The following is a 20,047-nucleotide window of genomic DNA, read 5'->3' as shown; positions in this document are numbered from 1 at the left end:
GGCCTGCGGGCCGGCCCTCCGTCCGGCCGCTCGAGAACCGGTCACCAGGACAAGAGGGCGGTAATGACCAAGGCGGCAGGCGCGGGAACGGGCGGGTCGACGGCCACGCACGACGTGGTACCGGCGGAGACCGACCAGGTGGCGGAGCGGGAGCTCAGACAGCTGCTCGCCGGCCTCACGGCCGTGCGCGACGGCGACTTCGGCACCCGGCTGCCCGCCGACCGGGACGGCCTGCTCGGCGAGATCGCCACGGTCTTCAACGGCATGGTGGACCAGCTGTCGCTGTTCACCTCCGAGGTGACCCGGGTGGCCCGCGAGGTCGGCACCGACGGACGCCTGGGCGGCCAGGCCGAGGTGCCCGGCGTCGACGGCACCTGGAAGGACCTCACCGACTCGGTCAACGCCATGGCGGGCAACCTGACGACCCAGGTGCGCAACATCGCCCAGGTCACCACCGCGGTGGCGCGCGGCGACCTGTCGCAGAAGATCACGGTGGACGCCCGCGGCGAGATCCACGAGCTCAAGAACACCATCAACACGATGGTCGACGAGCTCTCCGCGTTCGCCGACGAGGTGACCCGGGTGGCCCGCGAGGTCGGCACCGAGGGGCGCCTGGGCGGCCAGGCCAAGGTCCCCGGGGTGGGCGGCACCTGGCGCGACCTCACCGACTCGGTGAACTTCATGGCGGGCAACCTGACCGCCCAGGTCCGCTCGATCGCCCAGGTCGCCACCGCGGTGGCCCAGGGAGACCTGACGCGCAAGATCGACGTCGACGCGCGCGGGGAGATCCTGGAGCTGAAGACCACCATCAACACGATGGTCGACCAGCTCTCCGCGTTCGCCGACGAGGTCACCCGCGTCGCCCGCGAGGTCGGCACCGAGGGCAACCTCGGCGGGCAGGCCACCGTCCGCGGGGTGTCGGGCACCTGGAAGGACCTCACCGACAACGTCAACGTGATGGCCTCCAACCTCACGGGCCAGGTGCGCTCCATCGCCCAGGTCGCCACCGCGGTGGCGCGCGGCGACCTGTCGCAGAAGATCACGGTCGAGGCGAAGGGCGAGGTGGCGGCCCTCGCCGGCGTGATCAACACCATGGTCGACACCCTCTCCGCCTTCGCCGACGAGGTCACCCGGGTGGCGCGCGAGGTCGGCACCGAGGGCATGCTCGGCGGCCAGGCACGGGTGCCCAACGTGGCCGGCACCTGGAAGGACCTGACCGACAACGTCAACTCGATGGCGACGAACCTGACCAACCAGGTGCGCAACATCGCCCAGGTCACCACCGCGGTGGCCCAGGGAGACCTGACGCGCAAGATCGACGTCGACGCGCGCGGGGAGATCCTGGAGCTGAAGACCACCATCAACACGATGGTCGACCAGCTCTCCGCGTTCGCCGACGAGGTCACCCGCGTCGCCCGCGAGGTCGGCACCGAGGGACGCCTGGGCGGCCAGGCCGAGGTCGAAGGCGTCTCGGGCATGTGGAAGCGCCTGACCGAGAACGTCAACGGACTGGCCGGCAACCTCACCCGCCAGGTCCGCGCCATCGCCGAGGTCACCAGCGCCGTCGCCGAGGGCGACCTGACCCGCTCCATCAGCGTGGAGGCGTCCGGCGAGGTCGCCGACCTCAAGGACAACATCAACTCCATGGTGGAGTCCCTGCGCGAGACCACCCGCGCCAACCAGGAGCAGGACTGGCTCAAGACCAACCTGGCGCACATCTCCCGGCTGATGCAGGGCCGCCGCGACCTCGCCGTCGTCGCCGAGCTCGTCATGGACGAGCTCACCCCCATGGTGGGCGCGCAGTACGGCGGCTTCTACCTCGCCGAGGAGGGCCCCGACGGCCCCCGGCTGGACCTGATCGCCTCCTACGGGCGCGCGGACGGCCCCGCCGACCCCGCACGCCCGGTGAGCTTCCGGTTCGGCCAGTCCCTGGTGGGCCAGGCCGCCCGCAGCCGCCGCACCATCGCGGTCGAGGACCTGCCGGCCGGCTACGCCACCGTCTCCTCCGGCCTGGGCTCGGCGGACCCGGCCGGCCTGGTCGTGCTGCCCATCCTCGCCGAGGAGCAGGTGCTCGGCGTCATCGAGCTCGCCTCCGTCACCTCCTTCACCCACGTCCACCGCGACTTCCTCGAGCAGCTGATGGAGACCCTCGGGGTCAACGTCAACACGATCGTGGCCAACGCCCGCACCGAGGAACTGCTCGGCGAGTCCCAGCGCCTGACCTCCGAACTGCAGGTCCGCTCCGAGGAGCTGCAGGCCCGCCAGGAGGAACTGCAGAGGTCCAACGCCGAACTGGAGGAGAAGGCCGCCCTGCTGGTGTCGCAGAACCGCGACATCGAGACCAAGAACCTCGAGATCGAGCAGGCCCGCCAGGAGCTGGAGGAGCGCGCCCAGCAGCTCTCGCTCGCCTCCAAGTACAAGTCGGAGTTCCTGGCCAACATGAGCCACGAGCTGCGCACCCCGCTCAACAGCCTCCTGATCCTGGCCCAGCTGCTGGCCCAGAACCCCACCCGCAACCTGACGCCCAAGCAGGTCGAGTACGCCGGGGTCATCCACTCCGCCGGCTCCGACCTGCTGCAGCTGATCAACGACATCCTCGACCTGTCGAAGGTCGAGGCCGGCAAGATGGACGTCAGCCCCGAGCGGCTGCCCCTGCGCCGCCTGCTGGACTACGTCGAGGCGACCTTCCGGCCGATGACCGCCGAGAAGGGCCTGGACTTCCGCATCAGCGTCGCCCCCGGGGTCCCGGCCGAACTGGTCACCGACGACTCCCGGCTGCGCCAGGTGCTGCGCAACCTGCTCTCCAACGCGGTCAAGTTCACCGAGGCCGGCGCGGTGGAGCTGCGGATCGCGCCCGCCGCCGAGGCCGAACTGCCGCCCGGCGCGCGCGGGCAGGGCCCGGCCCTGGCCTTCCGCGTCCAGGACACCGGCATCGGCATCGCCGAGCAGCAGCTGGAGGCGATCTTCGGGGCGTTCCAGCAGGCGGACGGGACCACCAGCCGCAAGTACGGCGGCACCGGGCTGGGCCTGTCCATCAGCCGGGAGATCGCCCACCTGCTCGGCGGCGCCATCGACGCGGCCAGCGCTCCCGGCGAGGGCAGCACCTTCACCCTCTACCTGCCCGTCGCCCGGTTCGAGGCCCCCGGCGAGCCCTCCCCGGCCGCGGACGGGGACGAGGCCCCCGGGCACGCGGTGGCCCCGGTGCCCGTGCCCCCTCCGGCGCAGCGCCGCCTGCTGGTGATCGAGGACCGGCCGCGCGGCCTGCTGTCGCTGGTCGCCGAGAGCGCCGTGGCCGACCTGACCGACAACCCCGGCGGCGCCGACCCGCGCGGCCCGGTCCACGTGCGCACCGTCGTGGGCCCGGAGGAGGCGGCCGCCGCGCTGGCGTCCGAGCCGTGCCACTGCGTCGTCCTCCAGCTCGACATGCCCGACGACGCCGCCCTGCGCTTCCTGGAGGCGCTGCCCGGCGACCCGGCGCTGCGCCAGGTGCCCGTCCTGGCCCACCAGAGCAGGAGGCTGGAACCCGCCCAGGAACGCGGCCTGCGCGAACGCCTCCACGCGGGACCGCTGGAGCTGCTGCCCAGCCTGGACGAGCTGCGCGAGCGCATCGCCCTGCACCTGGCGGCCGAGACCCCCGGCGACGTCGTGCCGCTGGCGCGGCCGGAACTGCTGGTGCCGCCCGCGCACCAGGGGTACCCCGCCGAGGAGGAGCCGTCCGGCGACCTGGCCGGGCGGAGGGTCCTGGTGGTCGACGACGACGCCCGCAACGTGTTCGCCCTCACCGGCATCCTCGAACTGCACGGCATGCAGGTGCTGCACGCCGACAACGGCCGCAAGGGCATCGAGACGCTCTCCCGCGAGGGCGGCGTCGAGCTGATCCTGATGGACGTGATGATGCCGGAGATGGACGGCTACGCGGCGACCGCCGCGATCCGGGCCATGCCGGAGCACGCCCACCTGCCGATCATCGCCGTGACCGCCAAGGCGATGGAGGGGGACCGGGAGAAGGCCCTGGCGGCGGGCGCCAGCGACTACATCACCAAGCCGGTCGACGCCGACGCCCTCGTGGCCTGCATGCGCCGTTGGCTCAACCGGTGAGCGGGGACGAGAGGGGCGTCGAGGCGCTCGCCGCGACCGTCGAGCAGCTGCGCCACGACGTGGCGCTGGCCCAGGACTCCGCGGATGCCAGGACCCTGGTGGGCATCGCCACCGGCATCCTGGTCGAGCGCGGCCACGGCGGCCCGACCGAGGCCGCGCGGCACCTGGAGCAGCTGGCGGCCGACGCCCGGGTGCCCCTGCTGGAGCTGGCCGCCGACATCGTCGACGCCGCAGCCCACGACTCGGTCACCGACGCCCTGCCGGCCAGGAGGTTCCGCGCCGACGAGGGCCCGCACACGCCCGCGGCCGCCCTGCGGATGCGGGCGGCCGAGGCCGGCTCGCTCGACGGCGACCCGCAGGCCGCGGCCGAGTCCCTGCTGGAGCAGGCGCTCGCGCCGCTGGGCGCCACCGCGCTGGCGGTGTGGGCCGTGGACCGCGGGGGCGCGCTGACCCTGGCCGGCCACGCCGGGTTCCCGCCCGCCGAGGCGGACCGGTGGCGCTACGTCCCGCCCGGCGTCGGCACCCTGGCCCAGCGGGCCCTGGCCGAACGCCGCCCGCACTGGCACGGGGAGCTGCCGGCCGGCGCCCTCGGCATCGGGTGCGGCCGCGACACCGGCGGAGCCCGCGCCGTGCTGCCGGCACGCGTCGCCGGGCGCGTGCTGGGGGTGCTGGAGGTGTGCTGGCCCTACGCGCAGCCGCCGCTGAGCGCCGTCGTCGAGCGCCAGCTCGACGCGCTGGCCGAACTGTGCGCCCACACGCTGCCGGGCAGCGTCCCCGAGACGGGCGAGGGGGCCGTCCCGGGAAACGCGGAGAGCCCCCTGGTCGACCTCGCCGACGGCCTCCTCGACCCCGCCCTGGTCCTGCGGCCGGTGCTCGACGACCGCGGACACGTCACCGACTTCCGCATCGCCTACACCAACGAGCACTTCACCGACCTGGCCGGCCGCAGCCGCGCCGCGGTCACCGGCATGCGCCTGCTGGAGGCGTACCCCCTGGCGGCGCGCAACGGCGGGCTCCACGAGCACGTGCTGCGCGTGCACGCCACCGGCGAGCCGTTCCGGGCCGAACGGATGACCCTGACCGCCCTGGTCGACCAGGTCACCATCACCGCGGTCGCCGCGGTGGGCATCGGGCGCTACGGCGACTCGGTGCTGCTCAGCATGCGCACCGAGGACGAGGCCACCCGGCTGGCGACCCTCCTGCAGCACGCCCAGCGCCTGGGGCGCATCGGCGGCTTCGAGGAGAACACCGTCACCGGGGAGATCATCTGGAACAGCCAGCTGTACGCCCTCCACGGCCTGCCGCCGACCGCCTCCCCGGTCCCCCTGGCCCGGCTGCACCACCACGCCCACCCCGACGACTCGGTGGCCATCAACCGGTTCGTACGGACCCTGCTGCACCACCACCGGCCCGCCTCGACCGCCTTCCGGCTGCAGCGCGCGGACGGCGTCGTGCGGCACATCCGGGTCGTCGCCGAACCGGTCATGGACCCGGCCGACCGCCTGCTCGCCGTCCGCGGCGCCTACCAGGACGTCTCCTCCCAGCACTGGACCGAGGTCGCCCTGGCCGCCACCCGCGACCGGCTCGCCGACACCGAGCAGCGCGCGGCCGAGCGCAACCGGCTGGCCCTGCAGCTCCAGCAGGCGATCATGCCGCCCGCCCCGGCCCCGGTCCACGCGTCCGGCCTGCACGTGGCCGTGCGCTACCGGCCGGCCGAGAAGGACCACCTGGTGGGCGGCGACTGGTACGACGCCGTGGTCCTGCCCAGCAGCCAGGTGCTGCTCACCGTCGGCGACGTGGCCGGCCACGGCATCGACGCGGCCACCGGCATGGTCGTCCTGCGCAACGCGCTGCGCGGCCTGGCCGCCACCGGCGCCGGCCCCGCGCAGCTGCTGAGCTGGCTCAACACCGTCGCCCACCACCTGACCGAGCGGGTCACGGCCACCGCCATCTGCGGCCTGTACACCCCGCAGACGGGCGTCCTGCGCTGGGCCCGGGCCGGGCACCCGCCCCCCGTCCTGGTCAGGGGCGGCTCCACCGGGGCGCTGCCCCTGCCTGGCGGCATCCTGCTGGGCGCCGTCCCCGACGCCGAGTACGAGGAGGAGCAGCTCACCCTGAAGTCGGGGGACCGCCTGCTGATGTACACCGACGGCCTGGTGGAGCGGCGCGACCGCTCCGTGGAGCGCTCCCTGGAGCAGCTGCTCGCCGCGGCGGGCGCCCCGGTCCCGGACCTGGAGGAGCAGCTGGACCGCCTGCTGACCCACAGCCGCTCCGACACCGACGACGACACCTGCCTGATCGGCATCCAGCTGGACTGACGCCGCCGCCCGGGGGAGGGCTCAGGCGTGCGGGCCCGAGGGGGTGCGCAGGGCCAGCACGGCCATGTCGTCGTGGCCGTCGCTGGGGTGCCGGTCGGCCAGGAGCTCGCACAGGCGGTCCAGGGGCAGGCCGGCGTGGGCGGCGGCGACGGCGGCGAGGGCGTCCAGACCCGCGTCGATGGAGTGGCCGGGGTGCTCGACCAGCCCGTCGGTGAACATCACGACGGTGGTGCCCGCCTCCAGCGGACGGGTGTGGTCCGGGCGCGGCAGGGCGGTGTCCACGCCCAGCGGCAGACCGGGGTCGGCGTGCAGGTACTCGGTGCGCCCGTCGGGGGCGACCAGCAGCGGCGGCGGGTGGCCGGCACTGCTCCAGTGCAGCGTCCAGGCGCCGCCGGCGGGCTCGATGCGGGCCAGGCAGGCCGTGGTCACGGGGTTCTCGGTGATCGCGTGGAGGGTGTGGTCCAGCTGGGCGAGGACCGAGCTGGGCGGGGTGTGCCGGTCGTAGAGCAGGGCGCGCAGCATGTTGCGGGTCTGGGCCATGGCGGCCGCGGCCTTGATGTCGTGGCCGACGACGTCGCCGATGACGGCGCCGCACGCGCCGTCGGGCAGCAGCAGCGCGTCGTACCAGTCGCCGCCCAGGTGGCCGGGGGCGGTGGCGGGCCGGTAGACCGCGGCGGCCTCGAACGGGCGCAGGTCGGGCAGCCGGGGCAGCAGCAGCCGCTGGAACTGCTCGGCGCCGGCCCGGACCTGCTGGTAGAGGCGGGCGTTCTCGATCGCCACCCCGGCGGCACCGGCCAGGGCGACCAGGACGGCCTCGTCCTGCGCGTCGAAGGGCAGGCCGTCGCGCCGGTCCGACAGGTAGAGGTTCCCGTAGACCCGGTCGCGCACCTGGACGGCGACCCCGAGCAGGGTGCGCATCGGAGGGTGGCCGGGCGGGAAGCCGGCGGACTCCGGGTGCCCGGGGATGTCGTCGACCCGCAGCGGCTCGGGGTGGTGGATCAGGTGCCCCAGCAGCCCGCGGCCGTGCGGGAACTCCGACCCGGCCAGGTCGGCGTACTCCTGCTCCTCCAGGCCCAGGGGGATGAACTCCGACAGCCCCTCGCCGTTCTCGTCCAGCACGCCCATGGCGCCGTAGCGGGCGCCGATCAGCTCCATCGCGGTGGACACGATCCGACGCAGCACCACGGGCAGCTCCAGCTCCCTGCTGATCGCCAGCACCGCCTCCAGCAGGCCCCGCAGCCTCTCCTGGGCGCGGGTCAGGGCCTCGAGCTGTTCGCCGAGGCGCCCCGGGTCGGCGTCGGGGGGCAGTGCCGACAGGGGCCTGTGGGAGGCGGCCGGCGGCGGCACCGCCGGCTGTGCCGGTCCTTCGTCCCGGTCCATCGGTTCCGCCCTTCCGCGCAGCATGCCCGTCGTCGGCCGCGCGCACCGCACCGCACCGCATCACCAGGCCTTCCGTCCAGGATAGGAGAGGTGATCACCCGGGGGCGCGCCCGGAGCGACGCGCCCTGCACGCCCTGACCTCCCCCCGTGCCCCGGGGGAGGCCCGCGCCCGCGGGGAGGCGACAATCGGGGGATGCCCAAGAAGAACGCACGCCCCCGGGCGTCCGCCCCGGAACGCCCCTGCCCCTGCGAATCCGGCGGGTCCTACGCCGACTGCTGCGGCGCCCTCCACCGGAGCCGGGAGGCGGCCCCCACGGCGGAGCGGCTCATGCGCTCCCGCTACAGCGCCTTCGCGGCGGGGGACGCCGAATACCTGCTGCGGACCTGGCACCCCTCCACGCGCCCGGCCTCCCTCGAACTCGACCCGCGGCAGCGCTGGACCGGCCTGGAGATCCTCGGCGGCACCGGCGGCGGCCCGTTCCACACCGAGGGCACGGTGGAGTTCCGGGCCCGCTTCACCGAGGGCGGCCGCGCCTTCTCGCTCCACGAGAACAGCCGCTTCGTGCGCGTGGAAGGCCTGTGGACGTACCTGGACGCCCTGGACTGACGCCCGCCCGGGGCCCGTACGCCGGGCCCCGTCCCGCTCGTCCCTGACCCCCGTTTCCGTGGTGTCCGTCTCCTCGTGCCCCGGTCTTCCGGCGGGCGGTGTTTCCCCGGCGTGCTGCTCGTCCAGCACCGACGCAACCGGCGCGACCGCGCCCTCGCGGCCGGGGCCGGCCCCGCGCACGCCGCCTCCTCCGGTTGCGCGTCCGGCGAATGCGCGACTCCATGGACCTCAGGGGCGGTGAACACGGCGGCCGGTCGCGCACACCTGCGGTGACGGGCCCCGCACGCCGCGCCCGCACGGGGCGGACCCGTCGGACGACCTGCCCGGGAGGACGAGCCATGGGCGTACGCACCTGGATCCACGAGTGGCCGGTGTACCGGCAGATCACCGGGGAGGACCGGACCGGGCGCGGCGCGGCCGCGGCCTCCGAACGCACCAGGCGGTTGCGTCCGCGCACCGGGACAGCCGACCGGGTCGTCAAATCCGTCTGCCCGTACTGCGCGGTGGGCTGCGCGCAGAACGTCTACGTCAAGGACGAGAAGGTCGTGCAGATCGAGGGCGACCCGGACTCGCCCGTCAGCCGGGGGCGGCTGTGCCCGAAGGGGTCGGCGACGCTCCAGCTGACCACCGGGGACGCCCGCATGCACCAGGTGCTGTACCGCCGCCCCCACGCCACCGAGTGGGAGCCGCTGGACCTGGAGACCGCCATGGACATGGTGGCCGACCGCGTGGTCCGCACCCGGCGCGAGACCTGGCAGTGGGAGCACGAGGGCAAGCGGGTCAACCGCACCATGGGCATCGCCAGCCTGGGCGGGGCGGCCCTGGACAACGAGGAGAACTACCTCATCAAGAAGCTGTTCACCGGCCTGGGCGTGGTCCAGGTCGAGAACCAGGCCCGGGTGTGCCACAGCTCCACCGTCGCCGGCCTCGGCACCTCCTTCGGCCGCGGCGGCGCCACCACCTTCCTGCAGGACCTGCAGAACGCCGACTGCATCGTCATCGAGGGCTCCAACTTCGCCGAGGCCCACCCGGTCGGCTTCCAGTGGGTCATGGAGGCCAAGGCCCGCGGCGCCAAGGTCATCCACGTCGACCCGCGGTTCACCCGCACCAGCGCCCTGGCCGACCTGCACGTGCCCATCCGCGCCGGCAGCGACATCGCCTTCCTGGGCGGCCTGGTCAACCACGTCCTGAGCACCGGCTCCGAGTTCCGCGAGTTCGTCCTGGAGTACACCAACGCCGCGACGATCGTCAGCGAGGACTTCCGCGACACCGAGGAGCTCGACGGCGTCTTCTCCGGACTAGACGAGGAGACCGGCCGCTACGACATCCGCTCCTGGCAGTACGAGGGCGCACCCGTGCGGGCCGCCTCCGGGGAACGGGACGCGCCCGACGGGACGCGCACCCACGGCGGCGGGGGCACCGGGGAGTCCGGCGGGGCCGAGTCCCACGGAGCCGGCGGCCCCGCCCTGTCCGGCGAGCCGCGCCACGACCCCACCCTGCAGCACCCGAGGTGCGTCTACCAGATCCTCAAGCGCCACTACGCCCGCTACACCCCGCAGATGGTCGAGGAGACCTGCGGCATCCCCCAGGACCTCTTCGCGGAGGTCTGCCGCACCCTGGTGGCCAACTCCGGGCGCGAGCGCACCACCGAGTTCGCCTACGCCGTGGGCTGGACCCAGCACACCGTCGGCGCGCAGTACATCCGCACCGCCTGCATCCTGCAGCTGCTGCTGGGCAACATGGGCCGCCCCGGCGGCGGCATCCAGGCCCTGCGCGGCCACGCCAGCATCCAGGGCTCCAGCGACATCCCCACCCTGTACAACCTGCTGCCCGGCTACATCCCCGTGCCGCAGGCGCACGACCACGAGGACCTCGGCACCTTCGTGGAGACGGTCGGCGCCCAGAAGGGCTACTGGGCCAACATGAAGGCCTACCTGGTGAGCCTGCTGAAGGCCTACTGGGGGGACGCGGCCACCGCCGACAACGACTACTGCTTCGGCCACCTGCCGCGCCTGACCGGCTCGCACAGCACCTACGAGACCGCCATGGCCCAGATCGACGGCGAGTGCAAGGGCTACTTCCTCATGGGGGAGAACCCGGCCGTGGGATCGGCCAACGCCAGGATGCAGCGCCTGGGCATGGCCAACCTCGAATGGCTCGTCGTGCGCGACTTCTCCCTGGTGGAGTCCGCCACCTGGTGGAAGGACGGCCCCGAGACCGAGACGGGCGAGCTGCGCACCGAGGACATCGCCACCGAGGTGTTCTTCTTCCCCGCCGCCGCGCACACCGAGAAGGAGGGGTCCTTCACCAACACCAACCGCATGCTCCAGTGGCACTTCGCCGCCAAGGAGCCCGACGGCGACGCGCGCAGCGACCTGTGGTTCATGTACCACCTCGGCAGGCGCATCAGGGAGCGGCTGGCCGGCTCCACCGACCCGATGGACCGGCCGGTCCTCGACCTGACCTGGGACTACCCGACCGTCGGGCGACTTCAGGAGCCCGACGCCGAGGCCGTCCTCGCCGAGATCAACGGCAGCACCTCCGACGGCGAGCCGCTGTCCGGCTACGACCGGCTCAAGGACGACGGCTCCACCTCCTGCGGCTGCTGGATCTACTGCGGCGTCTACGCCGACGGCGTCAACCAGGCCGCCCGCAAGAAGCCGCACACCGAACAGGACTGGATCGCCGCCGACTGGGCGTGGGCCTGGCCGGCCAACCGCCGCATCCTGTACAACCGCTGCTCCGCCGACCCCGACGGCAACCCGTGGAGCGACCGCAAGGCGCTGGTGTGGTGGGACGCCGAACAAGGGCGCTGGACCGGCCACGACGTCCCCGACTTCATCGCCGACCGCCCGCCGTCCTACCGCCCGCCCGAGGGCGCGAAGGGACCGGACGCCCTCGCCGGCAACGACCCGTTCATCATGCAGTCCGACGGCAAGGGCTGGCTGTACGCGCCCGCGGGCCTGACGGACGGCCCGATGCCCACCCACTACGAGCCCCAGGACTCGCCCGTGCGCAACCCGCTGTACGGCAGGCAGCAGCGCAACCCGGTGCGGCAGGTGTTCTCCCGCACCTACAACCGCTTCCACCCCAGCGGGGACGACCCCGGGGCCGAGGTGTTCCCCTACGTGGTCACCACCTACCGCCTCACCGAGCACTTCACCGCCGGCGGCATGAGCCGCTGGTCGCCCTACCTGGCCGAGCTGCAGCCGGAGTTCTTCTGCGAGGTCTCCCCGCAGCTGGCCGCCGAGCGGGGGCTGGAGCACGCCGGCTGGGCCACCGTGGTCACCGCCCGCGGGGCGGTGGAGGCCCGCGTCATGGTCACCGAGCGGATGACGCCCCTGACGGTGCAGGGCCGCACCGTCCACCAGATCGGCCTGCCCTACCACTGGGGGCCCAACGGGCACAGCCGCGGGGACGCGGCCAACGAGCTGTCGGCGGTCGCGCTCGACCCCAACGTCCACATCCAGGAGGTCAAGGCGCTCAGCGCCGACATCCGGCCCGGCCGCCGCCCCCGCGGCCCGCGGCTGCGGGAGTTCCTCCAGGAGTACCGCGAGCGCGCCGGCATCACCGAGCACACCGGAATGGAGATCCGCGGATGACCGACTCCCTCACCCGCCCGGCCCCGTCCGACGGGTCCGACCAGGACCCGGCGGGCCGGGCAGGCCACGAGGACCACCCCGAACGCGTCGGGTTCTTCACCGACACCTCCGTGTGCATCGGCTGCAAGGCGTGCGAGGTGGCCTGCAAGGAGTGGAACGCCATCCCCGAGGACGGCCTGGAACTCACCGGCATGTCCTACGACAACACCCGGGGCCTGGGCGCCTCCACCTGGCGGCACGTCGCCTTCATCGAGCAGAGCAAGCCCCTCGGCCACGCGCAGGCCGCGGTGGACCACACGGACGTGGACGTGCTCGCCCTGGCCGCCCAGGGCTCGGCCACCCCGCCGGAGCAGGCCGCGATCACCCCCACCACGCCAGGCCCGCCCTCGCCGGACGGCCGCACCGAACTGCGCTGGCTGATGTCCTCCGACGTGTGCAAGCACTGCACCCACGCCGCCTGCCTGGACGTGTGCCCCACCGGCTCGCTGTTCCGCACCGAGTTCGGCACGGTCGTGGTGCAGGAGGACATCTGCAACGGCTGCGGCTACTGCGTTCCCGCCTGCCCCTACGGCGTCATCGAACAGCGGCCGGGCGACGGCCGGGCCTTCAAGTGCACGATGTGCTACGACCGGCTCGGCGCCGGCCAGGAGCCCGCCTGCGCCAAGGCGTGCCCCACCGACTCCATCCAGTTCGGCCCGCTGGAGGAACTGCGCGAACGCGCCGCGGCGCGCGTCGGACAGCTGCACGAGGCCGGCGTCGCCGACGCCCGGCTGTACGGCCACGACCCCGGCGACGGCGTCGGCGGCGACGGCGCGTTCTTCCTCCTGCTGGACGAGCCCGAGGTCTACGGGCTGCCCCCGGACCCGCAGGTCACCACCCGCGACCTGCCCTCCATGTGGCGGTACGCCGGGGCCGCCGCCCTCGCCCTGGCCGGAGGCCTGGCCGCCGTCTTCGCCGGCCCCCGCCGCGCCCCCGCCGGAAGGACCCGCCGATGAGCACCTCGGACGTGACCAAGGGCGGCATCCGCGGCGAACGCCCCGGACGGGAGGCGGAGGCCGGCCGCGGCCTGCGGCCCGGGCGCCGCGGCCGACGCGGCAGGCGCGGCGAGGAACTGATGGTGCCGCAGGCCGAGTTCACCTCCTACTACGGCAGGCCCGTCATCACCCCGCCCTCCTGGCAGGCGCGGGACATCGCCGGCTACTTCTTCCTCGGCGGGCTGGCCGGCGCCGGCTCGGTGCTGGCGGCGGGAAGCCACCTGACCGGCCGCCGCACCGCGGCGCGGGCGCTGAAGATCTCCTCCACGGTCGCGATCGCCGGCTCGGCCGCGGCACTCGTCCACGACCTGGGCCGCCCGGAACGCTTCGCCAACATGCTGCGGGTGTTCAAACCCACCTCGCCGATGAGCATGGGCTCGTGGCTGCTGGCGGCCTACGGCCCGGCCGCCGGGGCGGCCGCCGTACTGGACGTCACCGGCCTGCTCCCCCGGACCGGCCGCACGGCCACGATCGGCGCCGCCCTCCTCGGCCCCGCGGTCGCCGCCTACACCGCGGTCCTGGCCGCCGACACGGCCGTCCCCGCGTGGCACGAGGGCTACCGGGAGCTGCCCTTCGTCTTCACCGGCTCGGCGGCGGTCGCGGCCGCGGGCATGGGACTGATGACCGCTCCCCCGGAGGAGAACGGCCCGGCACGCCGGGCCGCGCTGCTCGGCGCGGCGGTGGAGACGGCCGCGGTGCGGGCCATGGAGCGCCGTGTCGGCGTCGTCGCCGAGACCTACCGGCACGGCAGGGCAGGCCGGCTGATGCGCGCAGCCCGGGCGCTCACCGCCCTCGGCGCGCTCGGCGCCGCGCTCCCCGCACGGTGCAGCCGCCCCGCGGCGGCGGTGAGCGGCGCGGCGCTGCTCGCGGCGTCCGCCTGCACCCGCTTCGGGGTCTTCCACGCCGGGGTGGCGTCCGCCGAGGACCCCAAGTACACCGTCCTGCCGCAGCGGGAACGCCTCGAGCGCCGGCAGGCGGAGCAGGCCGGGAAGCCCGCAGAGGCGGAACGGGCGGAACAGGCCTGACACCTCCTCGCGGATGCCCGGTGCCGGGCGCCGGACGCCGTCCTTGCGGACCGGGCGCCCCGCGCTCCGCCGTCACGTGCCCGGCGGCCGGGGCGGCAACGGGCGGGCGACGGCGGCGGCACGCACGTCCGCCGGTGCGGACGCGAGGGAAGGGGTAGTCGCAGGGCCGTGGAGATCTCCGTGGAAGAACTGCTGCCGGAGTCCGTGCTCCGCGACGCCGTGGACCTGATGGTCCGGCTGGTGGAGGCGGCCGGCGCCGTGATCATCTTCGTGGGCGCGGTCTGGGCGTTCGCCCGTTTCGTCGCGGCGGGGGCCAGGGGCGGAGGGCGGTCCCGCACGTTCACCGGCATCCGGCTCAGCCTGGGGCGCTTCCTCGCCCTGGGACTGGAGTTCCAGCTCGCGGGGGACGTGCTGCGCACGGCCGTCGCACCGAGCTTCACCGAGATCGGGCAGCTCGCGGCGATCGCCGCGATCCGTACCGCGCTGAACTTCTTCCTCGGCCGGGAGATCGCCCAGGAGCGTGAGGAGATCGAACGCGAACGCGACCGCGAGCGGGACCGCGGCCCTGGACGGGAGGCGGCCGGTGCCCGTCCCGGGACCCCGCCGCGGTGACCGCCGTCCTGCACTCGGCGGCCCTGGCGGTCACCGCCATGGGACTGCTGGCCGTCCTGCCCGCGTTCCGGGCGTCGGGGAGCATCCGGTCCGCGCTGGCCGTCCTGCTGGACTTCCTCACCGCCGCCGGGCTGCTCCGCCTGGCGGGCGACCCGTCCTGGGACTCCGTCGCGCTGGCGGCCGCGGTGATCGCCGTGCGCAAACTGGTCACCACCGGTCTGCGTACCGCCGGCCGCTGACCCCTTCCCGCCCGGTCCCCGGCGGGACGGGAGTGACATGCGTCACTTGCCCCCGGACTGCAGGTGCCCCCGCCGGGCAGGCCGCCCGGCACCGGCCGCCCCCCCCCCGGGACGACGGCGGGCGGCCGGCGCGGCAGGCGGCCGGTGCGGCGGCCGAACGGTGCGGCGGGTGCCCGGGGCGGCGCACGTTTGTCACACAGAGATTTCGTGCGATAGCTTTCCGTGTCGGTCGGGCCCGCCGTCATCACGCATCCCCCGCGGCCGGCGGGCCCGTCCGGCCGCGTCCTCGGCCCGCCGCCCGTGCCGACCCGGCCGGCCCACTCCACCGAGACGCCCGCCCTGCCGGGCCGTAACGTCGTACTCGGCGCGGCCCCGCCCCGACATCAGCCCCCTCCCGGGGCGTGGCCGCGCCTTCCGGCCCCGTCGCCCCCCTTGAACCCAAGCCCCGTCGACGGGGCCGCTCCGTGTCCCGGTCCCCTCCCAGGTCCTGCGGGTGGTCCTTGCGTCGGGTTCCGGTGGTCTCTGTCAGGATGACGGGGCTCTTGCCGAACCGACGAGAAGGAAGAACGCCGTGAGTGCACCTGTGGCCGAGTCCGGTCACCCGCCGATCTACAGCCGTCTGATACACGAGCGCGGGGACGTCGTCGCCGAGGTCCGCAGCGTGGCCGAGCACCTCCACCGCGAGGTCGCCCGGGCGATGGACTGGTCCGGCCTGCGGCACCGCGCGGGGGCGCCGACGCCCCGTCCGCGGATGTGAGCGGCCCCCGACCGGGGCCGCCCCTCCGGCCCCGCCCGGCCCCGGGGGCCCCGTCCGCACCGGCGGCGAGTCCTCCGGCCCCCCGCACGCCCGCTGCCGGGCCGTGCGGGCGGGAGGGGCTCCGCGGCAGGGCCGACCGCCTTGGTGCGTTCGGCTGAACCGGCGGCCGGCCGCGACAGGCGGCGCACGTCTTCGGGGACCTCAGGACCGAGGAAGCGCGACGGTCCGGGAACAGGGAAGGCGCGTCCCCGCCGTCGGTCCGCCCGGCGGACGGGCGCACGGGCCCGCCCGCCGCCGGAGGACGAGGAGAGTGCTGTGGACGGTTCGGTGCAGTTGGACCTGCGGGGCAAGCGTGCCGTGGTGACGGGCGGGGCCCGCGGCCTGGGGGCGGCCATCACCCGGCGCCTGGCCGGGGCCGGGGCGGCCGTGCACGTGGTGGACGTCCGCCGCGAGGAGGCCGAGAAGCTGTGCGCCCGGCTCGGCGAGGACGGCGCGGACGTGCGGTTCACCCCTGTGGACGTGCGCGACCCCGATGAGGTCGCGGCGGCCTTCCGCGAGTGGGAAGCCGCCTCGCTCCAGGTGGACGTCCTGGTGAACAACGCCGCCGTGGACGTCTCCAAGCCGATCGAGCACCTGTCGGCGGAGGAGGTGACGCGCGTGGTCTCCACCAACCTGCTGGGCCCGATGTACCTGTGCCTGGAGGCCTACCGCCGCATGGTCGCCCGGGGCGGCGGACACATCGTGAACATCCTGTCGACCGCGTCGAACCGCACCTGGACCGAGGCCGGCCCGTACTCGGCGGGCAAGTCCGGGCTGCGCGCGTTCACCCACACCCTGTTCAAGGAGGCGCAGCGCGACTGCCTCGGGGTCGGGGTCACCGGGGTGATCGCCGGCGGCATGGCCACGCCGTTCGTGCTCGAGCGCTTCCCCGACGCCGACACGGCCAAGCTGCAGAGCCCGGACATCGTGGCGGACGCGGTCGTGTACGCGCTGTCGGTGCCGGCCGGCTCCGTGGTGCCGGAACTGGTCGTGGTGCCGCGCAACGAGCCGTCCTGGCCGTGAGCCCGCGCCCGCGGACGGTGTCGGGCGCCACGGCACCGGCGTCGAGGGGTGACCCGCGGCGGTCCGCCCCCGCTGTCGGAGGGCGGTTCCCGACCGTCCCGCACGGACGAACGACCCGTTCTTGTTCCGGCGCGACCGGCGCGACCGGCGCGACCGGCGCGACCGGTTCGACCGGCCGCCGGGTGGCGGCCGGCCACGGCCCGCCCGGCGGACTCCTGCCCGTCGTCACCGGGCGGGGACGGGGTGCTTCCGTGGGCGCCGCGGGGCGGAGAGTGCTAGAAAAGGCAACGTGGTCGATGGTTTCGGCCGATTCCGGGACGCATCGGTTCGGTCACTGTCCGACAAGGGTCCGCGGAGTGTCGCCGGGCAGGTCTTCGTGCTGCAGGCGGCGGTGGTGGTGCTGCTCGTGGCCGGAGCCGTGCTGGCACTGGTGCTGCAGTCCCGGTACAACACCGACCGGGACGCCCGGAGCCGTTCGGTCGCGGTCGCGCAGACGTTCGCCAACTCGCCCGGTCTGCTGCAGGCGGTCGAGTCGCCCGACCCCTCCAAGGTGCTCCAGCCGATCACCGAGAAGACGCGCAGGAAAGCCGGCGTCGACTTCATCGTGGTGATGAACACCGAGGGGATCCGCTACACCCATCCCCAACCGGGCCGGATCGGCGAGAGGTTCGTCGGCACCATCGGGCCGTCGCTGGAGGGGAAGACCCTCGTCGAGAGCGTCAACGGCCCCCTGGGGCACGAGGTGCAGGCGGTGGTCCCCGTCACCGACTCCGACGGCAGGGTCGTCGCCCTGGTCTCGGCCGGGATGAAGACCGAGAGCGTCTCCGGCGTGGTCAACCGCCGGCTGCCGCTCATCCTCGCCACCGGCGTGGTCGCCCTCGCCCTGGCCACCGCCGGCACGGCGCTGGTGACCCGGCGGCTCCGCCGGCAGACCCACGGCCTGGACCCGGTGGAGATGACCCGGATGTACGAGCACCACGACGCGGTGCTGCACGCCGTGCGGGAGGGGGTGCTCATCGTCGACGGGGACGCCCGGCTGCTGCTGGCGAACGACGAGGCCGAGCGGCTGCTCGACCTGCCCCCCGACGCCGAGGGGCGGCGCGTGGCCGACCTGCCCGGCCTGGACCCGGGCATGGCGGAACTGCTGGCCTCCGGCCGCGCGGCCACCGACGAGGTCCTCCTGGCGGGGACCGGCTGCTGGCGGTCAACCAGCGCCCCACCGACCGCAACGGCGGCCCGACGGGCACGGTCACCACGATCCGCGACTCCACGGAGCTGCGGGCCCTCTCGGGCAGGGCGGAAACGGCGCGCGAGCGCCTGAGGCTGCTCTACGACGCGGGGGTGGGCATCGGCACCACCCTCGACGTGACGCGTACGGCCGAGGAACTGGCGGAGGTCGCCGTCCCGCGGTTCGCCGACTTCGTCACCGTCGACCTGGCCGACCCGGTGCTGAACGGGGACGAGCCGGGCGACGGGGCCGAGGGAATGCGGCGCGCCGCCCTCAGCGGGATCCGCGCCGACCACCCCCTGTACCCGCTCGGCAGGCTGATCGACTTCGTCCCCTCCACACCGCAGGCCCGCGTGTTCGCCGGCGGCCGGCCGGAACTGGTGACCGACCTGTCCGGCTCGTCCGGCTGGTACGCCCAGGACCCCGACCGGGCGTCGCGGATGCTCGACTACGGGGTCCACTCCCTGATCACCGCACCGATCCAGGCCCGGGGCGTGGTGCTGGGGGTGGCCAACTTCTGGCGTTCGCAGGAGTCCGGGGCGTTCGACGAGGAGGACCTGTCCCTGGCCGAGGAACTGGTCACCCGCGCCGCGGTCAGCATCGACAACGCCCGCCGCTACACCCGCGAGCACGCCCTGGCGGTGACGCTGCAGCGCAGCCTGCTGCCGCACGCGCTCCCCGAGCAGGACGCCCTGGAGGTCGCCCACCGCTACCTGCCGGCGCAGTCCGGGGTCAGCGGCGACTGGTTCGACGTCATCCCGCTGCCCGGCGCGCGCGTCGCACTGGTCGTGGGCGACGTCGTCGGCCACGGACTGCACGCCGCCGCCACGATGGGCCGGCTGCGCACCGCGGTGCACAACTTCTCCACCCTCGACCTGCCGCCCGACGAGATCCTCGGCCACCTGGACGACCTGGTCGGCCGCATCGACCAGGACGAGAGCGGCCCCCACGGGGACGCCGGCATCATCGGGGCCACCTGCCTGTACGCGATCTACGACCCGGTCTCGCGGCGCTGCTCCGTCGCACGGGCCGGGCACCCCCCGCCCGCGCTCCTCCGCCCCGACGGAGGCGTGGAATTCCTCGACCTCCCCGCCGGGCCGCCCCTGGGCCTGGGGGGCATGCCGTTCGAGACGGCCGAGTTCGACCTGGCCGAGGGCAGCCAGCTCGTGCTCTACACCGACGGCCTGATCGAGGACCGCACCCGCGACTTCGACGTCGGCATGGAGATGCTGCGCCGGGCCCTCGCCGGCTCCGACCGGACACCGGAGGAGAACTGCCGCGCGGCGCTCGACGCGCTCCTGCCCGCCCGCCCGAAGGACGACGTGGCGCTGCTCATCGCCAGGACCAAGGTGCTGGGCGCGGACCGGGTCGCCGACTGGGACGTGCCCGCCGATCCGGCCGCGGTCGCCGGGATGCGCGCCGCCGTCTCCGGGAAGCTGGACGAGTGGGGGCTGTCGGAGCTGGCCTTCGGCACGGAACTGGTGTTCAGCGAGCTGATCACCAACGCCATCCGCTACGCCTCCGAGCCGATCAGGGTGCGGCTGCTGCGCGACCGCAGCCTCGTCTGCGAGGTCGCCGACGGCAGCAGCACCTCGCCCCACCTGCGGTACGCGGCGACGACGGACGAGGGCGGCCGGGGACTGTTCCTCGTCGCCCGGATAGCCGAACGCTGGGGCACCCGCTACACCCCCGGGGGCAAGGTCATCTGGGCCGAGCAGCCGCTGCCCGCCCCCGCGGAGGGCCCGGACGCCCGGGCGCGGTCCGCCGTCGACGCGGCGGCGGGCGCACCGCCGTAGCGCGCCGGACGGAACCCGGCGCGGGGCCGGCGGGGAGGACCGCGGCGGCCCGTCCGCCCCCTCCCGCGACCTCCCGCCCGGCGCGGGCCGCCGGGCCCTTCGGCCCTCGCGCCCGGAGCGGGCGTGCGTAGTGTGGGTAGTGGCCGGCGGGCCGGGCGGGAGAGCCCGGCAGGGGAGCCCGCGGCGCCGGCTCCGACGGCGGCCGCCGCGGAGCGCCGGCCCCGACGGCCGGAACGCGGGGCCGAAAGGCCCGCCCGATCGGACGGCGCCCCCGCCGTCCGGTGAGGAG

Annotated in this window: 11 protein-coding genes and 1 pseudogene; 11 read left to right on the top strand and 1 reads right to left on the bottom strand. The window is 74.7% G+C overall.

Features of this window, described 5'->3' with window-relative positions; all coding sequences use genetic code 11:
• Positions 1–63 precede the first annotated feature (63 nt).
• The gene (locus GQS52_RS00655; RefSeq protein WP_182311161.1) at positions 64–4,098 is read left to right on the top strand and encodes a HAMP domain-containing protein; all 4,035 of its coding nucleotides are present in this window, start codon (positions 64–66) and stop codon (positions 4,096–4,098) included.
• Complete coding sequence (locus GQS52_RS00650) at positions 4,095–6,416, top strand: SpoIIE family protein phosphatase (RefSeq protein WP_182311160.1); 2,322 nt, start codon at positions 4,095–4,097, stop codon at positions 6,414–6,416. Before GQS52_RS00655 ends, GQS52_RS00650 begins: the two co-directional genes overlap by 4 nt.
• A gap of 21 nt (positions 6,417–6,437) precedes the next feature.
• On the opposite strand, the gene GQS52_RS00645 is transcribed toward GQS52_RS00650, so the two are convergent.
• Positions 6,438–7,796, bottom strand: a complete 1,359-nt coding sequence (locus tag GQS52_RS00645) for a GAF domain-containing SpoIIE family protein phosphatase (RefSeq protein ID WP_182311159.1) — start codon at positions 7,794–7,796, stop codon at positions 6,438–6,440.
• A 193-nt stretch (positions 7,797–7,989) separates the two neighbouring features.
• On the opposite strand from GQS52_RS00645, the gene GQS52_RS00640 reads away from it, so the two are divergent.
• The 9 genes and pseudogenes from GQS52_RS00640 (at position 7,990) to GQS52_RS00600 (ending at position 19,758) form a co-directional block, all read left to right on the top strand.
• Positions 7,990–8,403, top strand: coding sequence for a YchJ family protein (locus GQS52_RS00640; protein WP_182311158.1), 414 nt, complete (start codon positions 7,990–7,992; stop codon positions 8,401–8,403).
• Between the two features lie 338 nt (positions 8,404–8,741).
• Positions 8,742–12,005 (top strand): formate dehydrogenase, encoded by a 3,264-nt coding sequence (fdh, locus tag GQS52_RS00635; RefSeq protein ID WP_182311157.1) that lies wholly within the window; start codon positions 8,742–8,744, stop codon positions 12,003–12,005.
• Positions 12,002–13,000 (top strand): 4Fe-4S dicluster domain-containing protein, encoded by a 999-nt coding sequence (locus tag GQS52_RS00630; protein ID WP_182311156.1) that lies wholly within the window; start codon positions 12,002–12,004, stop codon positions 12,998–13,000. Before fdh ends, GQS52_RS00630 begins: the two co-directional genes overlap by 4 nt.
• Positions 12,997–14,064 carry an NrfD/PsrC family molybdoenzyme membrane anchor subunit gene (nrfD, locus tag GQS52_RS00625; protein ID WP_182311155.1) on the top strand — a complete coding sequence of 356 codons (1,068 nt, stop codon included), beginning with the start codon at positions 12,997–12,999 and terminating at the stop codon, positions 14,062–14,064. The genes GQS52_RS00630 and nrfD overlap by 4 nt, the downstream gene beginning before the upstream one ends.
• A 228-nt stretch (positions 14,065–14,292) precedes the next feature.
• Entirely contained in the window at positions 14,293–14,676 is a 384-nt protein-coding gene (locus GQS52_RS00620) for a DUF1622 domain-containing protein (RefSeq protein ID WP_182316129.1), read from the top strand.
• Positions 14,673–14,915, top strand: coding sequence for a DUF1622 domain-containing protein (locus GQS52_RS00615; protein ID WP_182311154.1), 243 nt, complete (start codon positions 14,673–14,675; stop codon positions 14,913–14,915). The genes GQS52_RS00620 and GQS52_RS00615 overlap by 4 nt, the downstream gene beginning before the upstream one ends.
• 571 nt (positions 14,916–15,486) lie before the next feature.
• The gene (locus tag GQS52_RS00610) at positions 15,487–15,672 is read left to right on the top strand and encodes a hypothetical protein (RefSeq protein ID WP_182311153.1); all 186 of its coding nucleotides are present in this window, start codon (positions 15,487–15,489) and stop codon (positions 15,670–15,672) included.
• A gap of 315 nt (positions 15,673–15,987) precedes the next feature.
• The gene (locus tag GQS52_RS00605; RefSeq protein ID WP_182311152.1) at positions 15,988–16,734 is read left to right on the top strand and encodes an SDR family oxidoreductase; all 747 of its coding nucleotides are present in this window, start codon (positions 15,988–15,990) and stop codon (positions 16,732–16,734) included.
• A gap of 334 nt (positions 16,735–17,068) precedes the next feature.
• Positions 17,069–19,758 (top strand): annotated as a pseudogene (locus GQS52_RS00600) (SpoIIE family protein phosphatase).
• Positions 19,759–20,047 lie beyond the last annotated feature (289 nt).

This window comes from Streptomyces sp. SCUT-3 (assembly GCF_014083985.1).
GTDB lineage: Bacteria > Actinomycetota > Actinomycetes > Streptomycetales > Streptomycetaceae > Streptomyces_H > Streptomyces_H thermolineatus.
Note: the sequence above shows the minus strand (reverse complement) of the source record. Positions and strands in the feature narration are given on the sequence as shown.

Coding starts and splice junctions, on each gene's coding strand:
- GQS52_RS00645 (WP_182311159.1), bottom strand. CDS start 7,796: ATGGACCGGGACGAAGGACCGGCACAGCCGGCGGTGCCGCCGCCGGCC.
- GQS52_RS00630 (WP_182311156.1), top strand. CDS start 12,002: ATGACCGACTCCCTCACCCGCCCGGCCCCGTCCGACGGGTCCGACCAG.
- GQS52_RS00640 (WP_182311158.1), top strand. CDS start 7,990: ATGCCCAAGAAGAACGCACGCCCCCGGGCGTCCGCCCCGGAACGCCCC.
- fdh (WP_182311157.1), top strand. CDS start 8,742: ATGGGCGTACGCACCTGGATCCACGAGTGGCCGGTGTACCGGCAGATC.
- nrfD (WP_182311155.1), top strand. CDS start 12,997: ATGAGCACCTCGGACGTGACCAAGGGCGGCATCCGCGGCGAACGCCCC.
- GQS52_RS00655 (WP_182311161.1), top strand. CDS start 64: ATGACCAAGGCGGCAGGCGCGGGAACGGGCGGGTCGACGGCCACGCAC.
- GQS52_RS00620 (WP_182316129.1), top strand. CDS start 14,293: ATGGTCCGGCTGGTGGAGGCGGCCGGCGCCGTGATCATCTTCGTGGGC.